At 67.9% G+C, this 19,183-nt stretch carries 19 protein-coding genes and 1 tRNA gene; 10 read left to right on the top strand and 10 right to left on the bottom strand.

Annotated elements, in window-relative coordinates; genetic code table 11:
- The first annotated feature begins 3 nt into the window (after positions 1-3).
- A complete protein-coding gene (locus tag C5E05_RS12140; protein ID WP_104342078.1) occupies positions 4-1,485 on the top strand; it encodes a GntP family transporter in 1,482 nt (493 codons plus the stop codon).
- Between the two features lie 113 nt (positions 1,486-1,598).
- Here the strand turns inward: C5E05_RS12140 and C5E05_RS12135 are convergent, their stop codons facing one another.
- The 3 genes from C5E05_RS12135 to C5E05_RS12125 all read right to left on the bottom strand — a co-directional run bounded on the left by C5E05_RS12135 (position 1,599) and on the right by C5E05_RS12125 (position 4,185).
- The gene (locus tag C5E05_RS12135) at positions 1,599-1,805 is read right to left on the bottom strand and encodes a hypothetical protein (protein ID WP_104243746.1); all 207 of its coding nucleotides are present in this window, start codon (positions 1,803-1,805) and stop codon (positions 1,599-1,601) included.
- A gap of 263 nt (positions 1,806-2,068) precedes the next feature.
- Positions 2,069-3,265 carry an MFS transporter gene (locus tag C5E05_RS12130; RefSeq protein ID WP_104307484.1) on the bottom strand — a complete coding sequence of 399 codons (1,197 nt, stop codon included), beginning with the start codon at positions 3,263-3,265 and terminating at the stop codon, positions 2,069-2,071.
- 200 nt (positions 3,266-3,465) lie between these two features.
- Positions 3,466-4,185, bottom strand: coding sequence for a DedA family protein (locus C5E05_RS12125; RefSeq protein WP_104300119.1), 720 nt, complete (start codon positions 4,183-4,185; stop codon positions 3,466-3,468).
- A gap of 370 nt (positions 4,186-4,555) precedes the next feature.
- Between C5E05_RS12125 and C5E05_RS12120 the strand changes: the two genes are divergently transcribed.
- Together C5E05_RS12120 and C5E05_RS12115 are read left to right on the top strand one after the other, a co-directional pair.
- Entirely contained in the window at positions 4,556-6,127 is a 1,572-nt protein-coding gene (locus C5E05_RS12120; protein ID WP_104342077.1) for an HNH endonuclease signature motif containing protein, read from the top strand.
- On the top strand, positions 6,124-6,798 hold the full coding sequence (locus tag C5E05_RS12115; protein WP_104342076.1) for a hypothetical protein: 675 nt from the start codon (positions 6,124-6,126) through the stop codon (positions 6,796-6,798). The genes C5E05_RS12120 and C5E05_RS12115 overlap by 4 nt, the downstream gene beginning before the upstream one ends.
- On the opposite strand, the gene C5E05_RS12110 is transcribed toward C5E05_RS12115, so the two are convergent.
- Positions 6,795-8,477 (bottom strand): MDR family MFS transporter, encoded by a 1,683-nt coding sequence (locus C5E05_RS12110; RefSeq protein WP_104342075.1) that lies wholly within the window; start codon positions 8,475-8,477, stop codon positions 6,795-6,797. The genes C5E05_RS12115 and C5E05_RS12110 overlap by 4 nt on opposite strands.
- A 120-nt stretch (positions 8,478-8,597) precedes the next feature.
- Positions 8,598-9,185: a TetR/AcrR family transcriptional regulator gene (locus tag C5E05_RS12105; RefSeq protein ID WP_104342074.1), complete on the bottom strand. Its 588-nt coding sequence runs from the start codon at positions 9,183-9,185 to the stop codon at positions 8,598-8,600.
- A gap of 150 nt (positions 9,186-9,335) precedes the next feature.
- On the opposite strand from C5E05_RS12105, the gene cls reads away from it, so the two are divergent.
- The 3 genes from cls (at position 9,336) to C5E05_RS12090 (ending at position 12,192) form a co-directional block, all read left to right on the top strand.
- Positions 9,336-10,814, top strand: coding sequence for a cardiolipin synthase (gene cls / locus C5E05_RS12100; protein ID WP_104243733.1), 1,479 nt, complete (start codon positions 9,336-9,338; stop codon positions 10,812-10,814).
- Positions 10,815-10,939: 125 nt separating this feature from the next.
- Entirely contained in the window at positions 10,940-11,857 is a 918-nt protein-coding gene (locus C5E05_RS12095) for a VOC family protein (RefSeq protein ID WP_104244151.1), read from the top strand.
- 98 nt (positions 11,858-11,955) lie between these two features.
- Positions 11,956-12,192, top strand: a complete 237-nt coding sequence (locus C5E05_RS12090) for a DUF3072 domain-containing protein (RefSeq protein ID WP_104243732.1) — start codon at positions 11,956-11,958, stop codon at positions 12,190-12,192.
- 59 nt (positions 12,193-12,251) lie between these two features.
- On the opposite strand, the gene C5E05_RS12085 is transcribed toward C5E05_RS12090, so the two are convergent.
- A tRNA-Gly gene (locus C5E05_RS12085) sits at positions 12,252-12,325 on the bottom strand.
- A gap of 213 nt (positions 12,326-12,538) precedes the next feature.
- On the opposite strand from C5E05_RS12085, the gene C5E05_RS12080 reads away from it, so the two are divergent.
- Positions 12,539-13,252, top strand: coding sequence for a hypothetical protein (locus C5E05_RS12080; RefSeq protein WP_146081107.1), 714 nt, complete (start codon positions 12,539-12,541; stop codon positions 13,250-13,252).
- Positions 13,253-13,320: 68 nt separating this feature from the next.
- On the opposite strand, the gene C5E05_RS20180 is transcribed toward C5E05_RS12080, so the two are convergent.
- Entirely contained in the window at positions 13,321-13,494 is a 174-nt protein-coding gene (locus C5E05_RS20180) for a hypothetical protein (protein WP_181058052.1), read from the bottom strand.
- Between the two features lie 47 nt (positions 13,495-13,541).
- Between C5E05_RS20180 and dcd the strand changes: the two genes are divergently transcribed.
- From dcd to C5E05_RS12065, 3 genes are all read left to right on the top strand, one after another.
- The gene (dcd, locus tag C5E05_RS12075) at positions 13,542-14,147 is read left to right on the top strand and encodes a dCTP deaminase (RefSeq protein ID WP_104300105.1); all 606 of its coding nucleotides are present in this window, start codon (positions 13,542-13,544) and stop codon (positions 14,145-14,147) included.
- A gap of 156 nt (positions 14,148-14,303) precedes the next feature.
- A complete protein-coding gene (locus C5E05_RS12070; protein WP_181058050.1) occupies positions 14,304-15,434 on the top strand; it encodes a VIT1/CCC1 transporter family protein in 1,131 nt (376 codons plus the stop codon).
- A 5-nt stretch (positions 15,435-15,439) separates the two neighbouring features.
- Positions 15,440-15,988 carry an NUDIX domain-containing protein gene (locus C5E05_RS12065; protein ID WP_104243706.1) on the top strand — a complete coding sequence of 183 codons (549 nt, stop codon included), beginning with the start codon at positions 15,440-15,442 and terminating at the stop codon, positions 15,986-15,988.
- A gap of 84 nt (positions 15,989-16,072) precedes the next feature.
- Here the strand turns inward: C5E05_RS12065 and C5E05_RS12060 are convergent, their stop codons facing one another.
- The 3 genes from C5E05_RS12060 to C5E05_RS12050 are packed head-to-tail and all read right to left on the bottom strand — an operon-like array spanning position 16,073 to position 19,128.
- The gene (locus tag C5E05_RS12060) at positions 16,073-17,092 is read right to left on the bottom strand and encodes a DUF4333 domain-containing protein (protein ID WP_104342073.1); all 1,020 of its coding nucleotides are present in this window, start codon (positions 17,090-17,092) and stop codon (positions 16,073-16,075) included.
- Positions 17,093-17,140: 48 nt separating this feature from the next.
- Positions 17,141-18,046, bottom strand: coding sequence for a hypothetical protein (locus C5E05_RS12055; RefSeq protein ID WP_104342072.1), 906 nt, complete (start codon positions 18,044-18,046; stop codon positions 17,141-17,143).
- Positions 18,046-19,128 carry a serine protease gene (locus tag C5E05_RS12050; protein WP_104243700.1) on the bottom strand — a complete coding sequence of 361 codons (1,083 nt, stop codon included), beginning with the start codon at positions 19,126-19,128 and terminating at the stop codon, positions 18,046-18,048. The genes C5E05_RS12055 and C5E05_RS12050 overlap by 1 nt, the downstream gene beginning before the upstream one ends.
- Between the last annotated feature and the right edge of the window lie 55 nt (positions 19,129-19,183).

Here is a 19,183-nt window from a genome sequence, read left to right as displayed (position 1 = left end):
GACTTGTCCACATTCCTACTGCTCGCGATCGCAGCCGGAGGTATCGGCCTCCTCCTGCTGCTGATCATCAAACTCAAGGTGCACGCCTTCCTCGCGCTGCTCATCGTGAGCGTCCTCGTCGGCCTCGCGACGGGATTGCCGCTCGTGACCGTTCCCGAGACGGAACTCGAACCGGCACGCGTCGGCATCATCGAGTCGATCATCGCCGGAATGGGCGGTGTGCTCGGGTCGGTCGCGATCCTCGTCGCGCTCGGCGCGATGCTCGGGAAGATCATCGAGATCTCCGGCGGTGCCTCCAGCCTCGCCCGGCGCTTCACGAAGCTGCTCGGGCCGAAGCGCGTCGCCGGTGCCCTCACAGCCGCCGCCCTCGTGCTCGCGATCCCCGTGTTCTTCGACGTCGGGTTCATCATCCTCGTGCCGATCATCTACGGCTTCTGCAAGGCGGCAGGCGTCGACCCCGTGAAGTTCGGGCTGCCCGTCGGCGGCATCATGCTCGCCGTGCACGTCGCGATGCCCCCGCACCCCGGAATCGTAGGAGGCGCCGGAATCCTCGGCGCCGACCTCGGCTGGGTGACCATGATCGGCCTCCCCGTCTGCCTCGTCCTCGCCGTCGTCTCGCACTTCTTCTCGAAGTGGCTCAACCGCAAGAACTTCACGATGCTCTCGACCACGGCGAAGTCGTTCGCCGAGTTCGGCACGGAGAAGGCGGATGCGATCGTCGCCGACGCCGACGCCGACGCCGAAGGCGCGTCCGGCTCGGAGGGCGGCGCGTCCGGCACCGCCACCAAGGCGCGCACGGTCGCGCCGCCGAGCGCAGGCATGGTCATGACGCTCATCGTCACGCCGCTCATCATGATCGCCCTCGGCACGGTCGGCGCCACGCTGCTGCCGGCCGGCGACCCCATCCGCAACGTGCTCGCGTTCATCGGCGCCCCGCTGTTCGCGCTCCTCGTGACGGTCCTCCTCGCGAGCTTCTTCCTCGGCATCCGCCGAGGCTGGAGCGCATCGCAGCTCGGCGACGTCGTCGAAGCGGCGCTCCCACCGGTCGCGGTCGTCATCCTCGTCACGGGCGGAGGCGGCGCGTTCGCCCGCGTCCTCACCGAGAGCGGAATCGGCGCGGCACTCAGCGAGACGCTGCTCGCCACCGGCATGCCGCTCATGATCATGGCGTACCTCATCTCGCTCGCCCTCCGCGCGGCGCAGGGGTCGGCCACGGTCGCGATCCTCACGACGGCTGGCCTCCTCAGCGCGTCGATCCTCGGCGGCGGGTACTCGACGATCCAGGTCGCGCTGCTCGCCCTCGCCATCGCGTTTGGCGCACTCGGCCTGTCACACGTCAACGACTCCGGCTTCTGGGTCGTCACCCGGTACCTCGGCCTCGGCGTCGCGGACGGCCTCCGCACGTGGACCGTCCTCACGACGGTGCTTGGCCTCGTCGGCTTCCTGCTCTGCTTCGTCGTCTGGCTGCTCGTGGGCGTCGCCTAGCGACGGCTTCCGCAGCCCCACCGCGATCGCTGCCAGCCGATGTGCCCTTCACCGAGTTCGGGAAGGGGCACATCGGCTGGCAGCGTTTGGCGTCCGCGCTGAGGTCTCTCGCGTCAGTAGCTCGAGTTGTTGCCGTGATCGAAGCGGATGCTCGTCGGCGCCGGACCCGGGTTCTCGGCTCGTCGGCGCCGTTCGTCTGGGGAGAGCTCGGAGTCGCGCGGTGGGCGAGGGGCCGCGTGCAGCATCCACACCAGGAGGAACGTGACCGCCGCGAAGCCCAGCGCGATGACGGCAACCACCAGGGCGGGGTTCTCGGTCATGGGATGCTCCGCTCGCTCAGGCGCCGCACGCGCGTCTTCCGGGGAGTCTCCCACGCCGGCCGGGGAAGCGCTCGCTGCTCGCTCCTCGCTCATCCTCGCTGGCCCGTGGCGGCCAAGCGGTCGTCAGGGCCTGAGTGCCAACGCTGCCAGCCAAGTGCCCCTTCCACCGGGCGTGTTGCTGGCCACTTGGCTGGCAGCGTTTGCCTGCGCGGACGTGGCATCGGACTCGCCTCAGGTGGCGGCGGTTGGCCTGCTGGCCCGCGCTACGGCGCCTGCGGGCCCTTCTGCACGGGGATGATGCCCGTGCGCGCCGGCGGGTTCGGGAAGAACCAGAGGATGGAGCCGGAGAGGATCCAGATGATGGCCATCCCGGTGATCAGCCAGCCTGCGTCGAAGCCCGCGATGAGCCCGGCGATGGCCGCGCCGACGGCGGCCGCCGTGACCCGCAGGCCGGCGCCGATCGTGAAGACCTGCGAGCGCACGTTCGGCTTGCTCTCCTTGTCGCGGAGCAGCATCATGGCGGCGTTTGCCGGTGCCGCGAAGAGACCCGAGATGAGGACAGCGGCGAACGCGAACCCGATCGGGAGCGCCGGCACCGCGATGAGCAGGAAGACGCCCGTCGCGACGAAGCCCATCCCCATGACCCAGACCGGGCCTCGGGTGGTCCAGGTCCTGACCGCCATGAAGAGGGCGCCGGCGAGGCCGCCGATCGCGTAGGCGGTGACGAGCCAGGCGGCGGACGCCTCGGAGCCGGTCCGCTCCAGGGAGATGGCGATGGCGGCGATGCCGAGCGCGCCACCGGCGACCTGGCTGACGGTGCCGGCGATCGTGACGATCGCGATCGGCTTGTGCTTGACGAGGTACGTCATGCCGCGAGCGATCGTCCGCCCGAGGCCTTCCACCGGGCCGTTCTTCGCGTGCATCCGGATGCCGAACCCGGCCACCGCCCCGATGAGGGCGAGGCTCGCGAGGAGCACCATCGCGAGTCGTGCTGAGCCCGCCAGTGGGATCGCGAGCGCCGCCAGCGCCGGACCACCCACCGAGGCGATCGTGTAGGAGAGCGCGTCCTGCGCGTAGGCCTTCCTGGCCGGCTCGATGTTGTCGGTCGCGAAACTCGAGAGGCCGCCCATGTAGGCGGGAGTCACGAACCCGGCGACCGCGAGGATGACGGCGATGACGCCGATCGGCAGTGTGCCCAGCTGTGAGGCGAAGAGGTAGGCGGCCGCCGTGATCGTCCCCCCGATGATGAGGAGCAGCTTCGGGCGGCGCATCCGGTCGAGGAGGGCGCCAACGAGCGGTGCCGCGATGACGCTCGGGAAGAGGGCGACGGCGACGAGGAAACCGCCGACGGCGACGTCCCCGAGCTGCTCGACGGCAAGCAGGGGAAGGGCGACAACTGCTCCGGCGTTCGCCAGTCGGAGGGGGATCGAGGTCGACTGGTACCGCCAGATGCCGCTCATCCGTGAACCGAACTCCTCACTGCAACGCCGTCGAGAGACGCGGCAGAGCATGCCGCGCAGGCAAGCCTACGTCGCGTTCGAGGCGCCCGTCAGCGCGCGGAATCGAGTCTCGCGGGAGGGTGGCATGCCTTGTTACCGGCGGTTCGCGGGGCGGCGGAGTCCACCGCGCGCCTGGGCAGCTGGTGCCGGAATTCCGACGTTCAGTCGCCGAGCTTCTGGTCGAAGTCCTTCGGTGCAAGCGAGAGGTTCTTCGCTTCATCGCGGTTGCGCTGCTCGGCCTCGCGGCGGGACTTCCGCGAGTTCAGGAGGTAGTGGATGCTCGTGGGCACCACGGTCGCGAGCACCGCGACGATCAGGATCACGTCGATGTACTCGCGGATGAAGTCGCCGAGTACCGGCACATAGCCGAGGAGGTAGCCGGCGAAGGTGAGGCCGGCGCCCCAGATGAGCGCGCCGATGAGGTTGTAGATCGTGTACTTCCGGTAGTCCATCTTGCCGACGCCCGCGGCCACCGGAGCGAAGGTGCGCACGACAGGAACGAAGCGGGCGATGATGACCGCGAGGCCGCCGAAGCGCTCGAAGAACGCGTTGGTCCGTTCGACGTTCTTCACGCTGAAGAGGCCGCTCTCCTTGCGCTCGAAGATCCTCGGCCCCGCTTTTCGCCCTATCAGGTAGCCGACCTCGCCGCCGAGGAACGCGGCGAATCCGATGGCGAGGCACACCCACCAGATGTCGAAGCCGATGCCCGGGTAGAAGGCGAGCAGGCCCGTGATGAGCAACAGCGTGTCGCCGGGCAGCAGGAAGCCGACGAGGAGGCCGGTCTCCGAGAACACGATGAGGCACACGACAAGAAGCGCCCAGGGGCCCGCACCGTGAATGATCGTTTCAGGGTCGAGCCAGGGGAAGAGTGTGGGAGCCACGGAAGGATGCGTCCAGTCGCTGAGATGCAGGGGCGGTAAGTGAAGCAGAGGTGATCGAAAGAGTATCCCGCGCGCGCCCTGGGAGGAACACAGCTTGGACGGGGTACCCGCGGGGTGCTCTCGCCCGCCGAATGTCGGCTGCCAGAAGTAGCGTCGAAGGTGTGCTGGGAGGCGCGCGGGCTCGCCTGCGTGGCTGGTGATTCCAGCGTGCGGTTACTGTTCTGTGACGTGGGATTTCTTCACAGGGCTCGAATATACATTCGATACACGGTAGGCTGGGATTGGCTTCGGGGGAAGCCAGCTCGGCACGTGAATCCGCAGGCAGAAATGCCTTGGGTGGAGGGTGCCGGCACAATGAGGGGGGGATTCGATGGGCGACGACGAACACGCATCGGGTGGAGTATCTGGTGCTGGTGCTGGTGCTGGTGCTGGTGCTGGTGCTGGGGCAGGGGCTGGAGTCCTCGCGGGTCTACCGGCGAGCGTTGCTGCTGTCGAGCGAGAGTCCGTCATCGCAGCCACGGCCGTCGTCACGGCGCTCGTCGACGGGCGACAGCCCGTCTCGTCGGTGCTCGACGCCGAGTTCTTCGCCGCGTTCGAAGAGCTGGCCGCTCGCAAGCGGATGCTCGACGCGACGATCTTGGAGATGACGGCCGAGCTGCTCGGGCGAGACGAGATCACGCCGGTGGCCTTCTCTGGTTCTCTGGTGCGTCGGGGTGGGTACCGGTCCGTGCACGAGGCCGTGCGGCAGACCTTCGGCCTTCGCCGAGCCGAGGCGGCCAAGCTTCGCGAGGTCGCCGAGGCGACGCGCGAGCGCATCAGCATGACGGGCGAGGCGCTTCGGCCCACACGGAGCCAGGTCGCAGTCGCGGTCGCGGAAGGGCTGGTGACGCTCTCGCAGGCGTCGGCGATCGTCGCAGGGCTGCGCGAGGCGGGCGGCAGCGTCGATATCGCCGACCTCGATCGCGCAGAGTACGAGCTCGTCCAGGCCGCGTGCGGGCTCACCCAGGAGGACGACGAGCCGGCGTCGCCGGAGCGTCTGGCCAAGCAGGCCGCCGTGTGGGTGGCCTTCCTCGACCCAGACGGCGCGGAGCCCAACGCGGAACGTCAAGCCGCGAAGCGAGGACTCTCCTTCACCCGTCGCGCTGACGGCATGGTGCAGGGCAGGCTCCTCGCGACCCCGGAGCAGGGCGAGACCATCATGCGCGTCCTCGACGCGTATCTCTCGCCGCGGCGCGACCACGCGTGCGAAGCAGGCGACGAGCCCAGCGGCACCCTCGCTCCTCAGGAGGAGCCGCAGATCCGGGACGATCGCAGCTTCTCTCAGCGACGCATCGACGCGCTCGTCTCGGTCTTCGCTCAGCATGCCGAGTCCCCACGCGCGCCCCGGACCGGCGGCGAAGCGCCCACCCTGGTCATGACCGTCACGCGGGCCGGTCTCGCGGGAGCCGCCGAGACGCCGGCGGACATCTCGCGGCTCGAGCACAGCGGCGAGGCTGTCCCGGTCGAGGCGGCCCTGCGCATCCTCTGCGATGGCATCATCCGGGTTGCGCTCGTCGACGACGACGGCGAAGTCCTCAAGCTCGGCCGCAAGCGAAGACTCTTCAGCCCGGCTCAACGGAGAGCGGTCTTCGCCCGAGACGGCGGGTGCAGAGCGCCCGCGTGCGAGCTCCCTTTCGACACCGTCGAGATCCACCATGTCACCCCGTGGTCGAGAGGTGGACGCACCGACACGAGCAACGGCATCGCGCTCTGCACCTTCCATCACCACGAAGTGCACCTGGGTCGGCTCACCATCTCGCCCGCGCAGAGCCGGACGTGGAAGGTCGAACCCGCAACCGGCCCCAGGGTGGCTCGCACGCGCATCCGCGAGACGCCGCGCGCGGTCCAGTTCCAAGTAACACCCAGCAGCGCCGAGGAGGCGCTTGGAAAGATGAGCGCATGACAGCATTCCGAACTCGGCAGTTCCCCACCATCGAGGTAATCAGGGGGCGTTGGGCGCTCGCTGCGGCCATCGAGACCGCGATCCTCGGCGAGGGTGGCGACAACTCCCGCGCCGACGAGCACGGCTGGTTCTACTCCGACGGGGGTGGCAGCTGGGCTCGGCTCACCCCGCTCCCCGACGGCCGGGCCGTCCTTGCCGGCATCGACCGCGACCACTCCGAGACGTACAGGCGGGGCTTCGACCTCATCACCGGCATGCCCGAGTGGGGAGTGGCACGCGCCGAAGCCGCCATCAGCTCGGAATCGGGACGCCGCTGGGTGGCAGGCGGGGAGCAGCCCTGGCTCGGATTCGTCTACTGGCACGAGAACGCGGGGGACGCCTGGCGCACCGTTGACCACGGCGTCGCCGACGGACTCGACCGGCACCTGCTCCCCGTGCTCGGCGAGGAGCAGATGCTCGCCGCCGCCGCCGACTGGTTCGAGGGTGCCGTCATGGACCTCGACGACCCGGAATCAGCCCCCGAGCAGGTCGACGCGGAAGCCGTCCGGCGAGGCGCCGAGCTGGGCCCGGACCTCACCGCAGAGGCGCTCACTGCGGTCATCCCCTTCGAGGGGATGCACGTCGAGGCGGCCCTCCGCGCGGCGCGCGCGTTCTCGACGGCACCCCGCTAGTCGCGGCTCCTCGGCCCGTTTAAGTTGAGCCGCGTCGAATCCACGCTCGGGGTGGCACCATCTCCCGCCTCGCGGCTCTCCCGAGCCGCCGCGTCGAGCTGTTCCGCCTCTTCCCCGCCGACCGCCTCGCCACGAGCCACAAGCCCGGCAACATCAGAGAGGGGGATCTGCTTCAGGAAGAGCGAGAGCAGGAACGCGAGTGCGATGAACGGCACCAGGTACCAGAAGACGGGGGCCAGAGCGTCGGCGTAGGCCGTGACGATCCCGTCCCGTACCTCGTCCGGCAGCTGCGAGAGCGTCTGCGGGTCGATCGTCGAGGTCGCCGTCGCCGCGTCAGCCGGGCTGGCGCCGCTCGCCGTGAAGACCGAGGTGAGGTTCTCCGTCAGTCGCGTCGTGAAGATCGCGCCGAACACCGCCGTGCCGAGTGCTGCCCCAACCTCACGGAAGTAGTTGTTCGTACTCGTCGCCGTGCCGATCTCGGCCGCTGGCACCGCGTTCTGAACGACCAGGACGACAACCTGCATGATGAGCCCGAGACCCGCCCCGAAGAAGAACAGGAACACGCAGATGAGCCAGATGGGCGTATCCGCCGTCAACGTGGTCATCGCAACCATCGCGAGACCGGTCAGCACCGTGCCCACGATCGGGTAGATGCGGTACCGCCCCGTCTTCGAGATGAGGATTCCCGAAGCGATGGACGTGCCCATGAGGCCCGCCATCATCGGAAGCATGAGCAGTCCAGAGGCTGCGGCCGACGTGCCAGACGACATCTGCAAGAACGTCGGGACGAAGCCGATCGCCGCGAACATGCCGATGCCGAGCGTCAGGCCGATGGCCGTCGCGTTCACGAAGATCGGGTTCTTGAAGAGACCCAGCGGGATGATCGGATCCTCCGCGCGCGACTCGACGAAGACGAACATCGCCGCCGCCACGAGGAGGCCGAGGCCCCACGCCCACGTGACCATCGACGCCCACCCGTGCTGCGCATCCGCACCGAAGTCGGTGAAGAAGATGAGACAGGTCGTCGCAGCAGACAAGAAGAGCACGCCGAGGTAGTCGATGCGCTTCGTCGCCTTCTTGCTCGGCAGCTTCAGCGCCACCACGGCGATGACAAACGCCGCGATGCCGACCGGGATGTTGATGTAGAACGCCCACTGCCACGTCAGGTGGTCGACGAAGTAGCCACCCAGCAGTGGGCCACCGACGGCCGAGAGCCCGAAGACCGCACCGAGCGGGCCCAGGTACTTGCCGCGTTCGCTGGCCGGCACGATGTCGGCGATGATCGCCTGCGACAGGATGATGAGCCCGCCGCCGCCGAGGCCCTGGATGGCGCGGAACACCACGAACGCCCAGAAGCTGTCCGCGAAGGCGCAGCCCACCGACGCGAGCGTGAAGATCGCGATCGCGATGAGGAAGAGGTTCCGTCGCCCGAGCACGTCACCGAACTTGCCGTAGATCGGCATGACGATGGTCGTCGCGAGGAGGTAGGCGGTCGTTATCCACACCTGGTGGTCGACCCCGCCGAGCTCGCCCACGATCGTCGGCATCGCCGTCGAGACGATCGTCTGGTCGAGGCTCGAGAGGAGCATGCCGGCGATGAGGGCGCCGAAGATGGTCCAGATCCTGCGCTTCGTGAGCAGGAACTGCGGCGCAGCTGGCGCCGGTGCACTGGTGGTCATGCGTGGGTCCGTTCGAGGAGTGCGGTGCGGGAAGAAGAGGGGAGGGAGAGAAGGGTGGGGGAGAGAGGAAGGCTGGGGAGCGGGAGGAGGCGTGCCCGAGAAAAGGGGCAGGCGCCGCCCTCAGCGCTGCACTACGGCGCGAATGGCGGCGACGCGTCTGGAGACGACCGTCTCCATGTCGTCGGTGTTGTCGGTCGTGAAGAACTCGAAGGCACTCGCCCGCATGATGGACATGAGGAGCTGCACGGCTGCGGCGGCGCGAAGGTCCCCGGTCGGGAGCCCCTCTCGGCGCTCGACGAGGGCGACGTCTCGCTTCTCGTCGCTCGACATGTGCTCGAGCACCCGCTTGAAGAGCTTCGGCTCCTGGTCGATGACGGCCATGACTTCGCGGATGTCGCCCGAGTTCGGCTCCGGGTCGGACTCGCGCCACCGCTCGAGTGCCAGGTGTGTCAGCGCTTCGAGGAGGTCAGGGCTCAGCTGCTCGCTCCCGGGGTCGCCGCCGGCCACGAAGCGCTCGTCGAGGTGGGTCGTGTCTCGTCGGGCCGAGATGCCGAGAACGGCGTCTTCCTTCGAGGCGAAGTAGTTGAAGAACGTCCTTCGGGAGATGCCGACCTGCTCGCAGAGCTCCTCGATCGTGAAGCCGGGAAGGCCGACATCGAGGGCGCGGCGTCGGGCCATCGACGAGATGTCGCGGCTCGTCCGCGCCATTTTGCGAGCCCGTAGATTCGTTGCACTATCAGTCACTAGTGCAGTATTGCACTAATCGCTGAAAGTGCAACAAGTTCTGGGCGTGGATGCACGTCCCGCTCACGCGCATCCCTTGGCCTACGCTGTCCCCTAGTACCCCGAGGAGACCCGATGGCCGAGATCCCGCACATCACGATCAGCGCTGGCTTCATCTTCGCGATCATCGACCTGATCATCCGAGTCATCGCGATCATCGTCGTGCCACGCAATCGGAAGCCGAGCGTCGGCATCGCCTGGCTCATGGCGATCTTCCTCATCCCGTACGTCGGCGTCATCGCGTTCCTGCTCCTCGGCAGCTTCCGTCTCCCCACGAAGCGCATGGAGCGCCAGCAGGAGGTCACGACCTTCATCAACATGGCCGTCGGGAGCGTCGAGGTCGAGCCGACCAAGCACAGCGACCCGGCCTGGTTCGACTCCGTCGTCGCCCTCAACCGCACGTACACGGCCATCCCCCTCATCAGCGACAACGAGGTCGTCCTGCAGGGCGACTACGAGGAGACCATCGTCGCGATGGCCGCCGAGATCGATACGGCAGAGAAGTGGGTGCATGTCGAGTTCTACATCCTCGCCTGCGACCACACCACGCTGCCGATCTTCGATGCTCTCGACCGAGCGGTCGCCCGAGGCGTGAGCGTTCGCATCCTGCTCGACCACATCGCCTCCATCCGCGTGCCCGGCTACCGCAAGCACACGCTGTCGCGGCTCAAGGCCCTCGAGCGGGCCGGCGCCGAGTGGCACTACATGCTCCCCGTCCGCCCCTGGCGCGGCGAGTACCAGCGGCCAGACCTGCGAAACCACCGCAAGCTCCTCATCGTCGACGGCAACTCCGCCTACCTCGGCTCGCAGAATGTCGTCGACTCGACGTACAACAAACGCGGCAACATCCGCCGCGGCCTCCACTGGCACGACCTCATGGTCCGCCTCGAGGGGCCGGCCGTGCACGCCGTCAGCGCCGTCTTCATCACCGACTGGTACTCGGAGTCGGGAACGATCATCCCGGAAGACCTCACCGACGTCGAGACGATGCCGCAGGAAGCGCGGATGGACTGCCAGATCGTGCCGAGCGGCCCCGGGTATCCCAGCGAGAACAACCTCCGCCTCTTCCTCAACCTCCTCTACGTCGCCCAGAAGTCGATCATCATCACGAGCCCCTACTTCGTTCCGGACGAGTCGATGCTGTATGCCATCACGACCGCGACGGCACGAGGGGTGGTCGTCGAGCTGTTCGTCTCGGAGATCGGCGACCAGGCCATGGTCTACCACGCGCAGCGCTCCTACTACGAGGCCCTGCTGCTCGCGGGGGTGCGCATCTGGATGTACAAGTCGCCGACCATCCTGCACGCCAAGCACTTCACGATCGACGACGAGGTTGCCGTCATCGGGTCGTCCAATATGGACATGCGCTCCTTCTCGCTGAACTTCGAGGTGTCGCTCATGGTGCGCAGCTCGGACTTCGTGGAGGACCTCCGAGAGGTGCAGCAGGACTACCGCGAGCAGTCACGAGAGCTGACGATGTTCGAGTGGCGGAAGCAGCCGCTGCGCTCGACCGTCCTCGACAATCTTGCGAGACTCACCGCGGGTCTGCAGTAGCCGAACCCTGGGTGTTCGCTCCCACTCGAGCACGAGGCTCGCCGCCGTTGTCGGGGGTCGGGAGTAATTTTGCGAGTGGGCCCGACCGGGCTCAGATCGACCGACGCGTGCAGGAGCAGCGAGTCATGCAGAAGATCATCCCGAACCTTTGGTTCAACAAGAATGCCGAAGAGGCCGGCGAGTTCTACGCTTCCAGCTTCCCCAAGACGACGACGTCCGTGGAAGCCCGATACCCCGAGACCGACCTCCTCGACTTCCAGAAGGACTTCGCGGGCCTGCCGCTCGTCGTGGGCGTGGAGATCGACGAGTACCGGTTCACGCTCATCAACGCCGGCGACCAGTTCAGGCCGAACCCGTCGGTCTCGTTCATGCTCAACTTCGACCCGCGCGTGCTCGGCGGCGACGCGGCGTCGGTGCGAGCGAGCCTCGACAAGCTCTGGACTGCGCTCAGCGATGGCGGCAAGGTGCTCATGCCGCTGCAGGAGTACCCCTTCAGCCCGCACTACGGCTGGGTCGAGGACCGCTACGGCGTGAGCTGGCAGCTCATGTTCGTCGATCCCGCCGGGCTGAGCACGGCCGACGAGGCCCGGCCGTTCATCGTGCCGAGTCTGCTCTTCGGCGGAGCGGCGCAGAACAGGGCGCGCGAGGCCATCGACTTCTACGTCTCCCTGTTCCCGGATGCGCGCATCGGCACGATCGCCGAGTACCCGGCGCCTTCGGGTCCCGCTCCGGCGGGTGCCGTCATGTACGCCGACTTCCAGCTCGCCGGGCAATGGTTCGTCGCGATGGACAACGGGGCCGGCCAGGAGTTCGGCTTCGACTGCGGCGTCTCACTCGAGGTCGACTGCGCCGACCAGGCGGAGATCGACCACTACTGGAGCGCGATGAGCGCCGTCCCGGAAGCCGAGCAATGCGGCTGGCTGGTGGACAGGTTCGGAGTGAGCTGGCAGATCGTGCCCACGAACATGGGGGAGCTCATGGCGAAACCGGATGGCTACGAGCACATGATGCAGATGAAGAAGCTGGTCATCGCCGACTTCTGATACCTACCACCGTGTGGCATCGAGGGCGCTCGGGTTCGAACACATCTTCCCAGGATTCGTCGGGTCGCCAGCCAGGCGAGCCGCCTACTCTCGCCGGTATGGCAGAGACACACGAAGGTGAAATGCTCGGAGCAACCGAGCCCGATGAGAACGGCACGGAGAAGGACCCCTCGAACTGGGTCACCGGCGACGAGCCGATGACCGGCGCGCAGCGCAGCTACCTCGACACGCTTGCCCGCGAGGCTGGCGAAGAGATCCCTGCGGACATCACGAAGGCCGAGGCGTCGGAGCATATCGACCGCCTCCAGCAGAAGACGGGTCGCGGCGAGAGCTGACCGCGGCAAGAGAAAAGGCCAGGCCAGGTCGCGTCCAGCGACCGGCCTGGCCTTTTTCGTGGAGCGGATGACGGGAATCGAACCCGCGCTATCAGCTTGGGAAGCTGAAGTTCTGCCATTGAACTACATCCGCGTATTCAGCACCCCGGGGCGATGAACTCCACCATCGTACAACGAAGCCACCTGGGGGTGGTGGCGGCGCGGCCGTGAGGGCTCGCCTCGGGTACCTGTCGGACTCGCCGAAATGTTGCGGTCCAATTTCAGATCTGTCATTGTGGACCGCACGCTGCAGTGGGACCGACGTGGGGGAATGTCGGTTCACTGCTTGATACTTCCAGGGGGAAACATGAGCGATATTCTGCGCGCCGAAAAACAGGGGCCGAGTCGACGGGCGGTCGCATCCGCGGCGGCGTGGGCGCTGCCGACGATCGCCATCGCGGTCTCCGCTCCAGCCCAGGCGAGCTCAGGGATACCGGCGCAGCCGCCGGGTCTGAACGGGTGGATCGCCTTCGGCCTACCGGGCTCCGGTATAGAGCAATACACCATCACGGGAAACCCTGGTAGGGATCACGAGTACGGGGCGTACGGGCTCTGGGTGACGCACACGACAAGCAGTTCTGTCATCACGGGCACGCGAATCGTGGTGCACTATCTTCCCGGTCCGAGCTCATGGTCGCCGGGCATCTCCTCATCCTGGAGCAATCTCGACCCGATCGGCACACACGACTTCCCTGAGGGCAGGCACGTGAGCTACCAGATGACCTACCTGCGCACCATCGTGCCGACGGAGGGTGTCACGAACCTCGTCAGCGACATGTACTTCAGCGGCTTCGCTCAGCTCGACGGCCGGGCGCCCTCCCTCTACGTCGACAGATACGTGACGGTGGATGGCGTCGAGCTCGCGTTCCGGCGGAAGATCGGCACGAACGTGTACACGCCGCTCAACGACAACACCCCACCGAACATGCCGAACACTCCCACCAATCCTCGCGAGCGTCGCGCGTTCACCGCGCCTGACGGGGCGGCCGAGGAGCTCGAGGCGAACGTCATCCCAGCCTGAGGCTGCGCTCCCGAGCGCGCGGGTCTGCGCTGACACTCTGAACCCGACCGGCACCGCGCCGGTCGGGTTCAGTCGCGTTTGGCGACGAGCGCGCGGATGACGAAGAACACGATGACGGCAACCACGGCGACGATGCTCAGTCGAGCCACCATCCAGGCCAAGTGGAAGAGCACGTCGACGAGCCACCACGCGATCACGACGGCCACGATGACGCCGATGACGGTCCACACGTTTCTGCTCACGTCATCAGCCTAGCCTCGCGCATCCGCCGACCAACTAGGCTGACGACGTGCTTCTCAGCGATCGCGACATCAAGCAGGGCGTCGAAGCGGGCCGTATCGGCCTCGAGCCGTACGAGCCCGGGCTCGTGCAGCCCTCGAGCATCGACGTGCGCCTCGACAGGTACTTCCGGCTGTTCGACAACCACAGGTACCCGTTCATCGACCCGGCAGAGGAGCAGCCGGAGCTGACGAGGCTGGTCACGTCGAAGCCAGACGAGCCGTTCGTGCTGCACCCAGGCGAGTTCGTGCTCGCCTCCACGTTCGAACGCGTCACCCTCGGCGACGATGTCGCTGCTCGGCTCGAAGGCAAGAGCTCGCTCGGCAGGCTCGGGCTGCTCACGCACTCGACAGCCGGATTCATCGACCCCGGCTTCACGGGGCACGTCACGTTGGAGCTGTCGAACGTCGCGACGCTCCCCATCAAGCTCTGGCCCGGCATGAAGATCGGCCAGCTCTGCTTCTTCCAGCTCTCGAGTGCCGCGGAGCACCCCTACGGCTCCGCGATCTACAGCTCCCGCTACCTCGGGCAGCGCGGCCCGACCGCTTCGAGGTCGTTCATGAACTTCACCCGTGCCGACGTCTCGGTCACCGAGGCGGGCGCGGCCGGCGAGTAGCTCGAGAGGGGCGGCGAGGCGCTCCGCTCCGGTGCGCCGAACTTCTCTGCGAGGTTGCGGAAACCGGGGCGTGCGCACGTAGCGTTGGGGCAACGTTGTCAACGATGCCCGTGCTCCATTCGGGCTCGAGGCGTCCCCACGAAGGATGCATGGCCCATGCCGCAGACACCACCCCCGCAGCCGCAGCGCGGGCCCGGAACCGGGGATCTCTCTCGCGAGCCGAGCGCTGCCGACATTCGCCGCTGGCGCCGCTACCTCGCCGATGAGCGCGCCGAAGGGTCCGTGTACCGAGACCTCGCGGCGAAGCGCGAGGGCGAGGAGCGTGAGATCCTGCTGGGTCTCGCGAGCGCCGAGGTGCGGCACGAGGAGCACTGGCTGAGCCTCCTCGGCCCGGCGGGCGACGGCGGGGTGCGCGCACAACTCGGCACGCGCCTCTTCGGCTGGTTCGCGCGCCGCTTCGGCTCTCTCTTCGTGCTGGCGCTCATCCAGCGAGCAGAGTCACGTTCGCCGTACGAGCGCGAAGCGGACGCGACCCCCGAGATGGCGGCAGACGAGCGCATCCACGAGGAGGTCGTGCGGGGCCTGGCAATGCGCAGCCGCTCCCGCATGTCTGGCGGTTTCCGGGCGGCGGTGTTCGGCGCCAACGACGGGCTCGTCTCGAACCTCGCCCTCGTGCTCGGCATCGGCGCGACCGGTGCGCCCACGGTGATCATCCTCGCGACGGGCCTCTCCGGGCTCCTCGCCGGAGCGTTGTCGATGGCGGCGGGCGAGTACGTGTCCGTCCGTTCGCAGCGTGAGCTCCTTGAGGCGTCGACGCCAAGCCCGGATACTCCCCAGACCATCCAGCGGCTCGACGTGAACGCGAACGAGCTGGAGCTCGTCTACCGTGCCCGCGGCATGGGCGAGGACGAGGCTCGCAGCTACGCGCACCGCGTGTTCGCGCTGCAGGGCGCCGACCCGGAATCCGGCCCGATCTCGCTGCAGTCCGCCGAGGAAGAGCACGAGGAGCTCGGTACCGCATGGACCGCGGCCCTCTCCAGCTTCTGCTTCTTCGCCGGCGGCGCGCTCCTCCCGGTGCTTCCCTACATCTTCGGAATGAGCGGGATCGCCGCCGTGGTGGTGTCCGCGGCGGTCGTCGGAGTCGCGCTTCTCTCGACGGGCGCCATCGTCGGCGTGCTGTCTGGCGGTCCGCCGTGGCGTCGCGCCGGACGCCAGCTGCTCATCGGCTTCGGGGCCGCGGCCGTGACGTACGTGCTCGGCCTCGTCTTCGGAGTTGCGGTTGGATAGGGCCCATGCCCATTCCTGAGTTCGTCGCCGAGCTGCGCGCCAAGATCGGGCCGGAGCATCCGCTCTGGCTTGCTGGTTCGACTGCCGTCATCATCCGCCCCGCGATGGCACCCGCTGGTGTGTCCGCTGCCAGCGGTGAGGAGGTGCTGCTCGTGCGGCGTTCCGACAATGGGGTGTGGAGCCCGGTGACGGGCATCGTCGACCCGGGCGAGCATCCGGCGACGGCTGCCGTGCGGGAGAGCCTCGAGGAGGCGATGGTCGAAGTCCGCGTCGAGCGGCTCGTGCGCCTCAGCGTCTCGCCGAAGATCGTGCACGCGACGGGTGACCGCGCCCAGTACTGCGACCTGGTGTTCCGCTGCTCCTGGGTGTCCGGGGAGGCGGCGGTCGGCGACGACGAGTCGGTGGATGTCGCCTGGTTCCCCGTGGATGCCCTGCCCGAGATGCCCGAGCATCTCGCCTCCCGTGTGGCCGTCGCCGTCGCGGACCGGCCCGAGTGCGAGCTGCTCGTGGACGGGGTGCCGCTGCCGATCGTCGGACCCGGAGGCTCTCGGTAGGCGTGCTGGCACCGGTCGCCGGTGCTCGTCCTGGCGCGCGCGTCCGAGTGAGTGCGGGGTGCGGGTGGAGTTTCCCCTCCCGGGCTACTCCGGGGCGCCGACGACGACCTGGCCGTCGGCTGACGAGACGGTGACGGTCACGGACTGCTCCTGCTCGGCGTACGTGAACGTGCATTGGAACTCGGCGCCTTGATCGGCCTTGACCTGCTCTGGGCAGACGACGTCGGTCACCTCGACGAGACCGAAATCGTCTTGCAGCACGCGCGTGACCTCAGCCTGCAGCGGCTCCGCGGCGAGCACGCTGCCGTTGCTCTGTCCGATGAAGTAGCCACCGAGACCTGCGATGAGCGCCGCCGCGGGAATCGCGAGGATCAGGAGCAGACGAGAGTTGCGCTTCGGCTTGCCTGCCGGAGCCAACCCTGGCCCTGGCCCGAACTGCTGGCCTTGGACGCCGGGCCCCTGGGTGACTGAGCCTGGGTAGCCAACCGGCGGCTGCTGGTAGCCGAAGCCCTGCTGTGTCGAGGATGCGGGAGCTGGCGCCCCGTAGGTGGCGCTCGGAACACCGTAGGCGGCGTTCGGGGTCGCATACCCGGAGCCATACCCGGAGTCGTACCCGGAGCCAGACCCGGAGCCGGCTCCAGGCCCGAAGCCGGACGCCGATGCCGTGTGAGCGCCGGAGCCGTACGCGCTGGGGGTTGACCTCGCGCCTGACGCCGTCCCGAACTGGCTGGTCTGGCTGGTCTGGCCGGCCTGACCGGCGTTACTCGCACCTGGCGTCGCCGATGCGGCCGGGTACCCGGGCTGGGGGTACGGCTGGCCGTACTGGGAAGGCTGCTGATGCTGTGCCGGCTGCTGGCCCTGACCCTGCTGACCCTGACCCTGCTGACCCTGCTGGCGCGGCGCATATTGCTGGTTCTGGTTCTGGTTCTGGCCCTGGCCCTGGTTCTGGTTCTGACCGTAGTGCTGTTCCGGCCCCGACCCCTGGCCGGGCCCGTGCGGTCGATGAGCCTGCTGCCCCTGCTGCTCCTGCCGCCCCTGCTGCGGGTCGCGCGGATCGTTGGGGTCGCGCGGCCTCTGCGGGCCGCCCTGCGGTGGGAAGGTCATCGTGGTTCCTCCAGCTTGCTTGCTGCGACGTGCATGAGCGGGCCCGGCCTAGCCGGTTCTCGCGTTCCCGATCGCATCCCAGAACGCGCTCGCCTGATCTGCAGTCACATTGGTCACGTACTGGGGCGCGAGCGACGCGGGGTCATCCGGCAGATCGTCGGCAGTCGGCGTGCCCGTGATCTCGAATCCGAACTGCACCTCGACATCGAGCGATGCCGCATCCATCGTGCCGTTCACCTCGATCTTCTGCACGATGCCATCCGTGCCGACCCACACGTGCAGGGGGAGCAGCGTGCCGAGCTCGTCGTCGCTGAGCTGCGAGCGGAGGTCGTCGCCCAGCGTGTACAGCCCGGCCTCCTCGAGCGAGTCGAACGTGACCGCCGACGTGAAGTGCTTGCTGCCATCTGCCGAGACCTCGAGCTTCTCGGGAAGCTCCTCGCCGTTGCTCTCCTTCGACAGCTGCCATGCCTTCACCAGATTGCACATGTAGATGACGGTGCCGAGGATGCACGTGCGCTGCGGGTCGTTCGCGCGGTCGAGGTCGCCCATCGGCAGGCGCGCCCACGGGGTCGAGACGACCGTCGTGTACGCGCTGCCGAAGAGGTAGTAGGTGTAGTCGCTGCCAGCGATGTGGACCTCGTCGATGGAGGTTCCCGCCTCGGCGGTCGACTCCTTCGTGACGTAGGACGCGCCGACCACGCTCGTCTCGTGCTGTGTGCTGAGCGTCGCCCCGGTCGAGGCCTTGCCGTGCGTGTAGGCGGTGGCGGAGAAATTTTCGACCTTGGCGAGGCCCTCGACGAGGGAGTCGCCGAGCAGCTCCGCGCCGGTGTCGGCGTGGTACTCGAGCTTCGCCTCGTGGTTCGCGACCGCTGTCGGGGTCGTCGTCGCGCATCCGGAGAGCACGAGCCCGACGAGCAGCGCGGTCGTACCTGCGATGAGGCGTTGGGTGCGCATCAGGACCCCCCGAGCTCGTTGTACAGCGACAGCGCGGTCTGGCCGAGCACCGAGCCCTCCCACCGGAACGGCGGGTTCGCCGACGAGAGGACGGTCGACGAGGTTGCGGCGACGTAGCCGGCCCCGATCGCCGTGTCGTAGTAGACGAGCCAGGCCCCACCCGAGCCTCCGGGCGTCATGCTGCACATGTGGGTGTATCCGCCTGCAGAGCCCTCCCGCCACTGGCTGGAGGCGCACATGTACTCCTCAGAGCCGTCGTAGGGGCTTGCACTCGGATAGCCGACCTGCGTGATCGCCTTGGCCGGGACCCCAAAGGCGATGCCCTGCCCGCCCGTCACGTCCTGGATGCGCTTGCCGTCTTTCTCCTCCATCACGAGGAACGCGAAGTCGTTGTTCCAGCCCTCCCCGTACACGCCCTGGTCGCCGTAGTTGGCGTTGTCGAGGAAGTGCTGCGGGATGCTGTAGTCGGTGGCTGCCCAGCGACCGTACGGCTGCTCGGCCCCGTCGCCGCGGTCGCCAGGGATGAAGACGACGTTGCTCGCGATGGCCTTGTTGCTCTCGAAGTCGACGAGGCAGTGCGCCGCCGTGACGACGATGTTGCGCTCGCCGGAGTTCACGACCGTCGCCGAGCACACCGCGAGACCGCTCGCGAACGACATGTACAGGCGACCGAAGGTGGATGCGCCGAGCCCGGCACGGTCGTAGGGCACCGCCTCCGAGACATCTCCGTAGCCGTTCGCCGACTCGGCAGCGGGCACCGGGGTGGTCGGCGGGACGAACGCGCCGGTCGCCGGGTCGCCGACGCCGACCGTGATGCCGTTGTCTGGTGCCGTGTAGTCGAAGCCCTCGGCGTTCTTGAACATGTCGGGGTCTGACCAGAAGTCGTGCGATTCCTGCGCCGAGGACTCGAACGAGTCGCGCAGGCTGACCGTGCCGCCCTCGATGGGCGCGTCGACGGCGTCGTACCCATTTGCCGAGGGAGTCGCCGTCGCGCTCACCGAGCACCCCGCGAGCAAGGCGACCGCAGCGAGCGCGCCGATGCTCGCGAGCAGAGCCCGTGGTCGGCGACGGTGTCGGGTCATGGGGTCTCCTTCGGCACGCTGGGTATGCCGTTCGTTGTCATGCTACGCAGAGCCA

It is taken from the genome of Pseudoclavibacter sp. AY1H1 (assembly GCF_002931055.1).
Taxonomy (GTDB): domain Bacteria; phylum Actinomycetota; class Actinomycetes; order Actinomycetales; family Microbacteriaceae; genus Pseudoclavibacter.
The sequence above is the reverse complement of the archived record's forward strand: the minus strand, read 5'-3'. Positions and strand labels throughout refer to the sequence as shown.

What these genes read in the sequence shown, in the direction of transcription:
- C5E05_RS12135 (WP_104243746.1), bottom strand. Translation starts at nt 1,805, where the DNA reads ATGACCGAGAACCCCGCCCTGGTGGTTGCCGTCATCGCGCTGGGCTTC.
- C5E05_RS12130 (WP_104307484.1), bottom strand. Translation starts at nt 3,265, where the DNA reads ATGAGCGGCATCTGGCGGTACCAGTCGACCTCGATCCCCCTCCGACTG.
- C5E05_RS12120 (WP_104342077.1), top strand. Translation starts at nt 4,556, where the DNA reads ATGGGCGACGACGAACACGCATCGGGTGGAGTATCTGGTGCTGGTGCT.
- C5E05_RS12115 (WP_104342076.1), top strand. Translation starts at nt 6,124, where the DNA reads ATGACAGCATTCCGAACTCGGCAGTTCCCCACCATCGAGGTAATCAGG.
- C5E05_RS12110 (WP_104342075.1), bottom strand. Translation starts at nt 8,477, where the DNA reads ATGACCACCAGTGCACCGGCGCCAGCTGCGCCGCAGTTCCTGCTCACG.
- C5E05_RS12105 (WP_104342074.1), bottom strand. Translation starts at nt 9,185, where the DNA reads ATGGCGCGGACGAGCCGCGACATCTCGTCGATGGCCCGACGCCGCGCC.
- cls (WP_104243733.1), top strand. Translation starts at nt 9,336, where the DNA reads ATGGCCGAGATCCCGCACATCACGATCAGCGCTGGCTTCATCTTCGCG.
- C5E05_RS12095 (WP_104244151.1), top strand. Translation starts at nt 10,940, where the DNA reads ATGCAGAAGATCATCCCGAACCTTTGGTTCAACAAGAATGCCGAAGAG.
- C5E05_RS12090 (WP_104243732.1), top strand. Translation starts at nt 11,956, where the DNA reads ATGGCAGAGACACACGAAGGTGAAATGCTCGGAGCAACCGAGCCCGAT.
- C5E05_RS12080 (WP_146081107.1), top strand. Translation starts at nt 12,539, where the DNA reads ATGAGCGATATTCTGCGCGCCGAAAAACAGGGGCCGAGTCGACGGGCG.
- C5E05_RS12070 (WP_181058050.1), top strand. Translation starts at nt 14,304, where the DNA reads ATGCCGCAGACACCACCCCCGCAGCCGCAGCGCGGGCCCGGAACCGGG.
- C5E05_RS12065 (WP_104243706.1), top strand. Translation starts at nt 15,440, where the DNA reads ATGCCCATTCCTGAGTTCGTCGCCGAGCTGCGCGCCAAGATCGGGCCG.
- C5E05_RS12060 (WP_104342073.1), bottom strand. Translation starts at nt 17,092, where the DNA reads ATGACCTTCCCACCGCAGGGCGGCCCGCAGAGGCCGCGCGACCCCAAC.
- C5E05_RS12055 (WP_104342072.1), bottom strand. Translation starts at nt 18,046, where the DNA reads ATGCGCACCCAACGCCTCATCGCAGGTACGACCGCGCTGCTCGTCGGG.
- C5E05_RS12050 (WP_104243700.1), bottom strand. Translation starts at nt 19,128, where the DNA reads ATGACCCGACACCGTCGCCGACCACGGGCTCTGCTCGCGAGCATCGGC.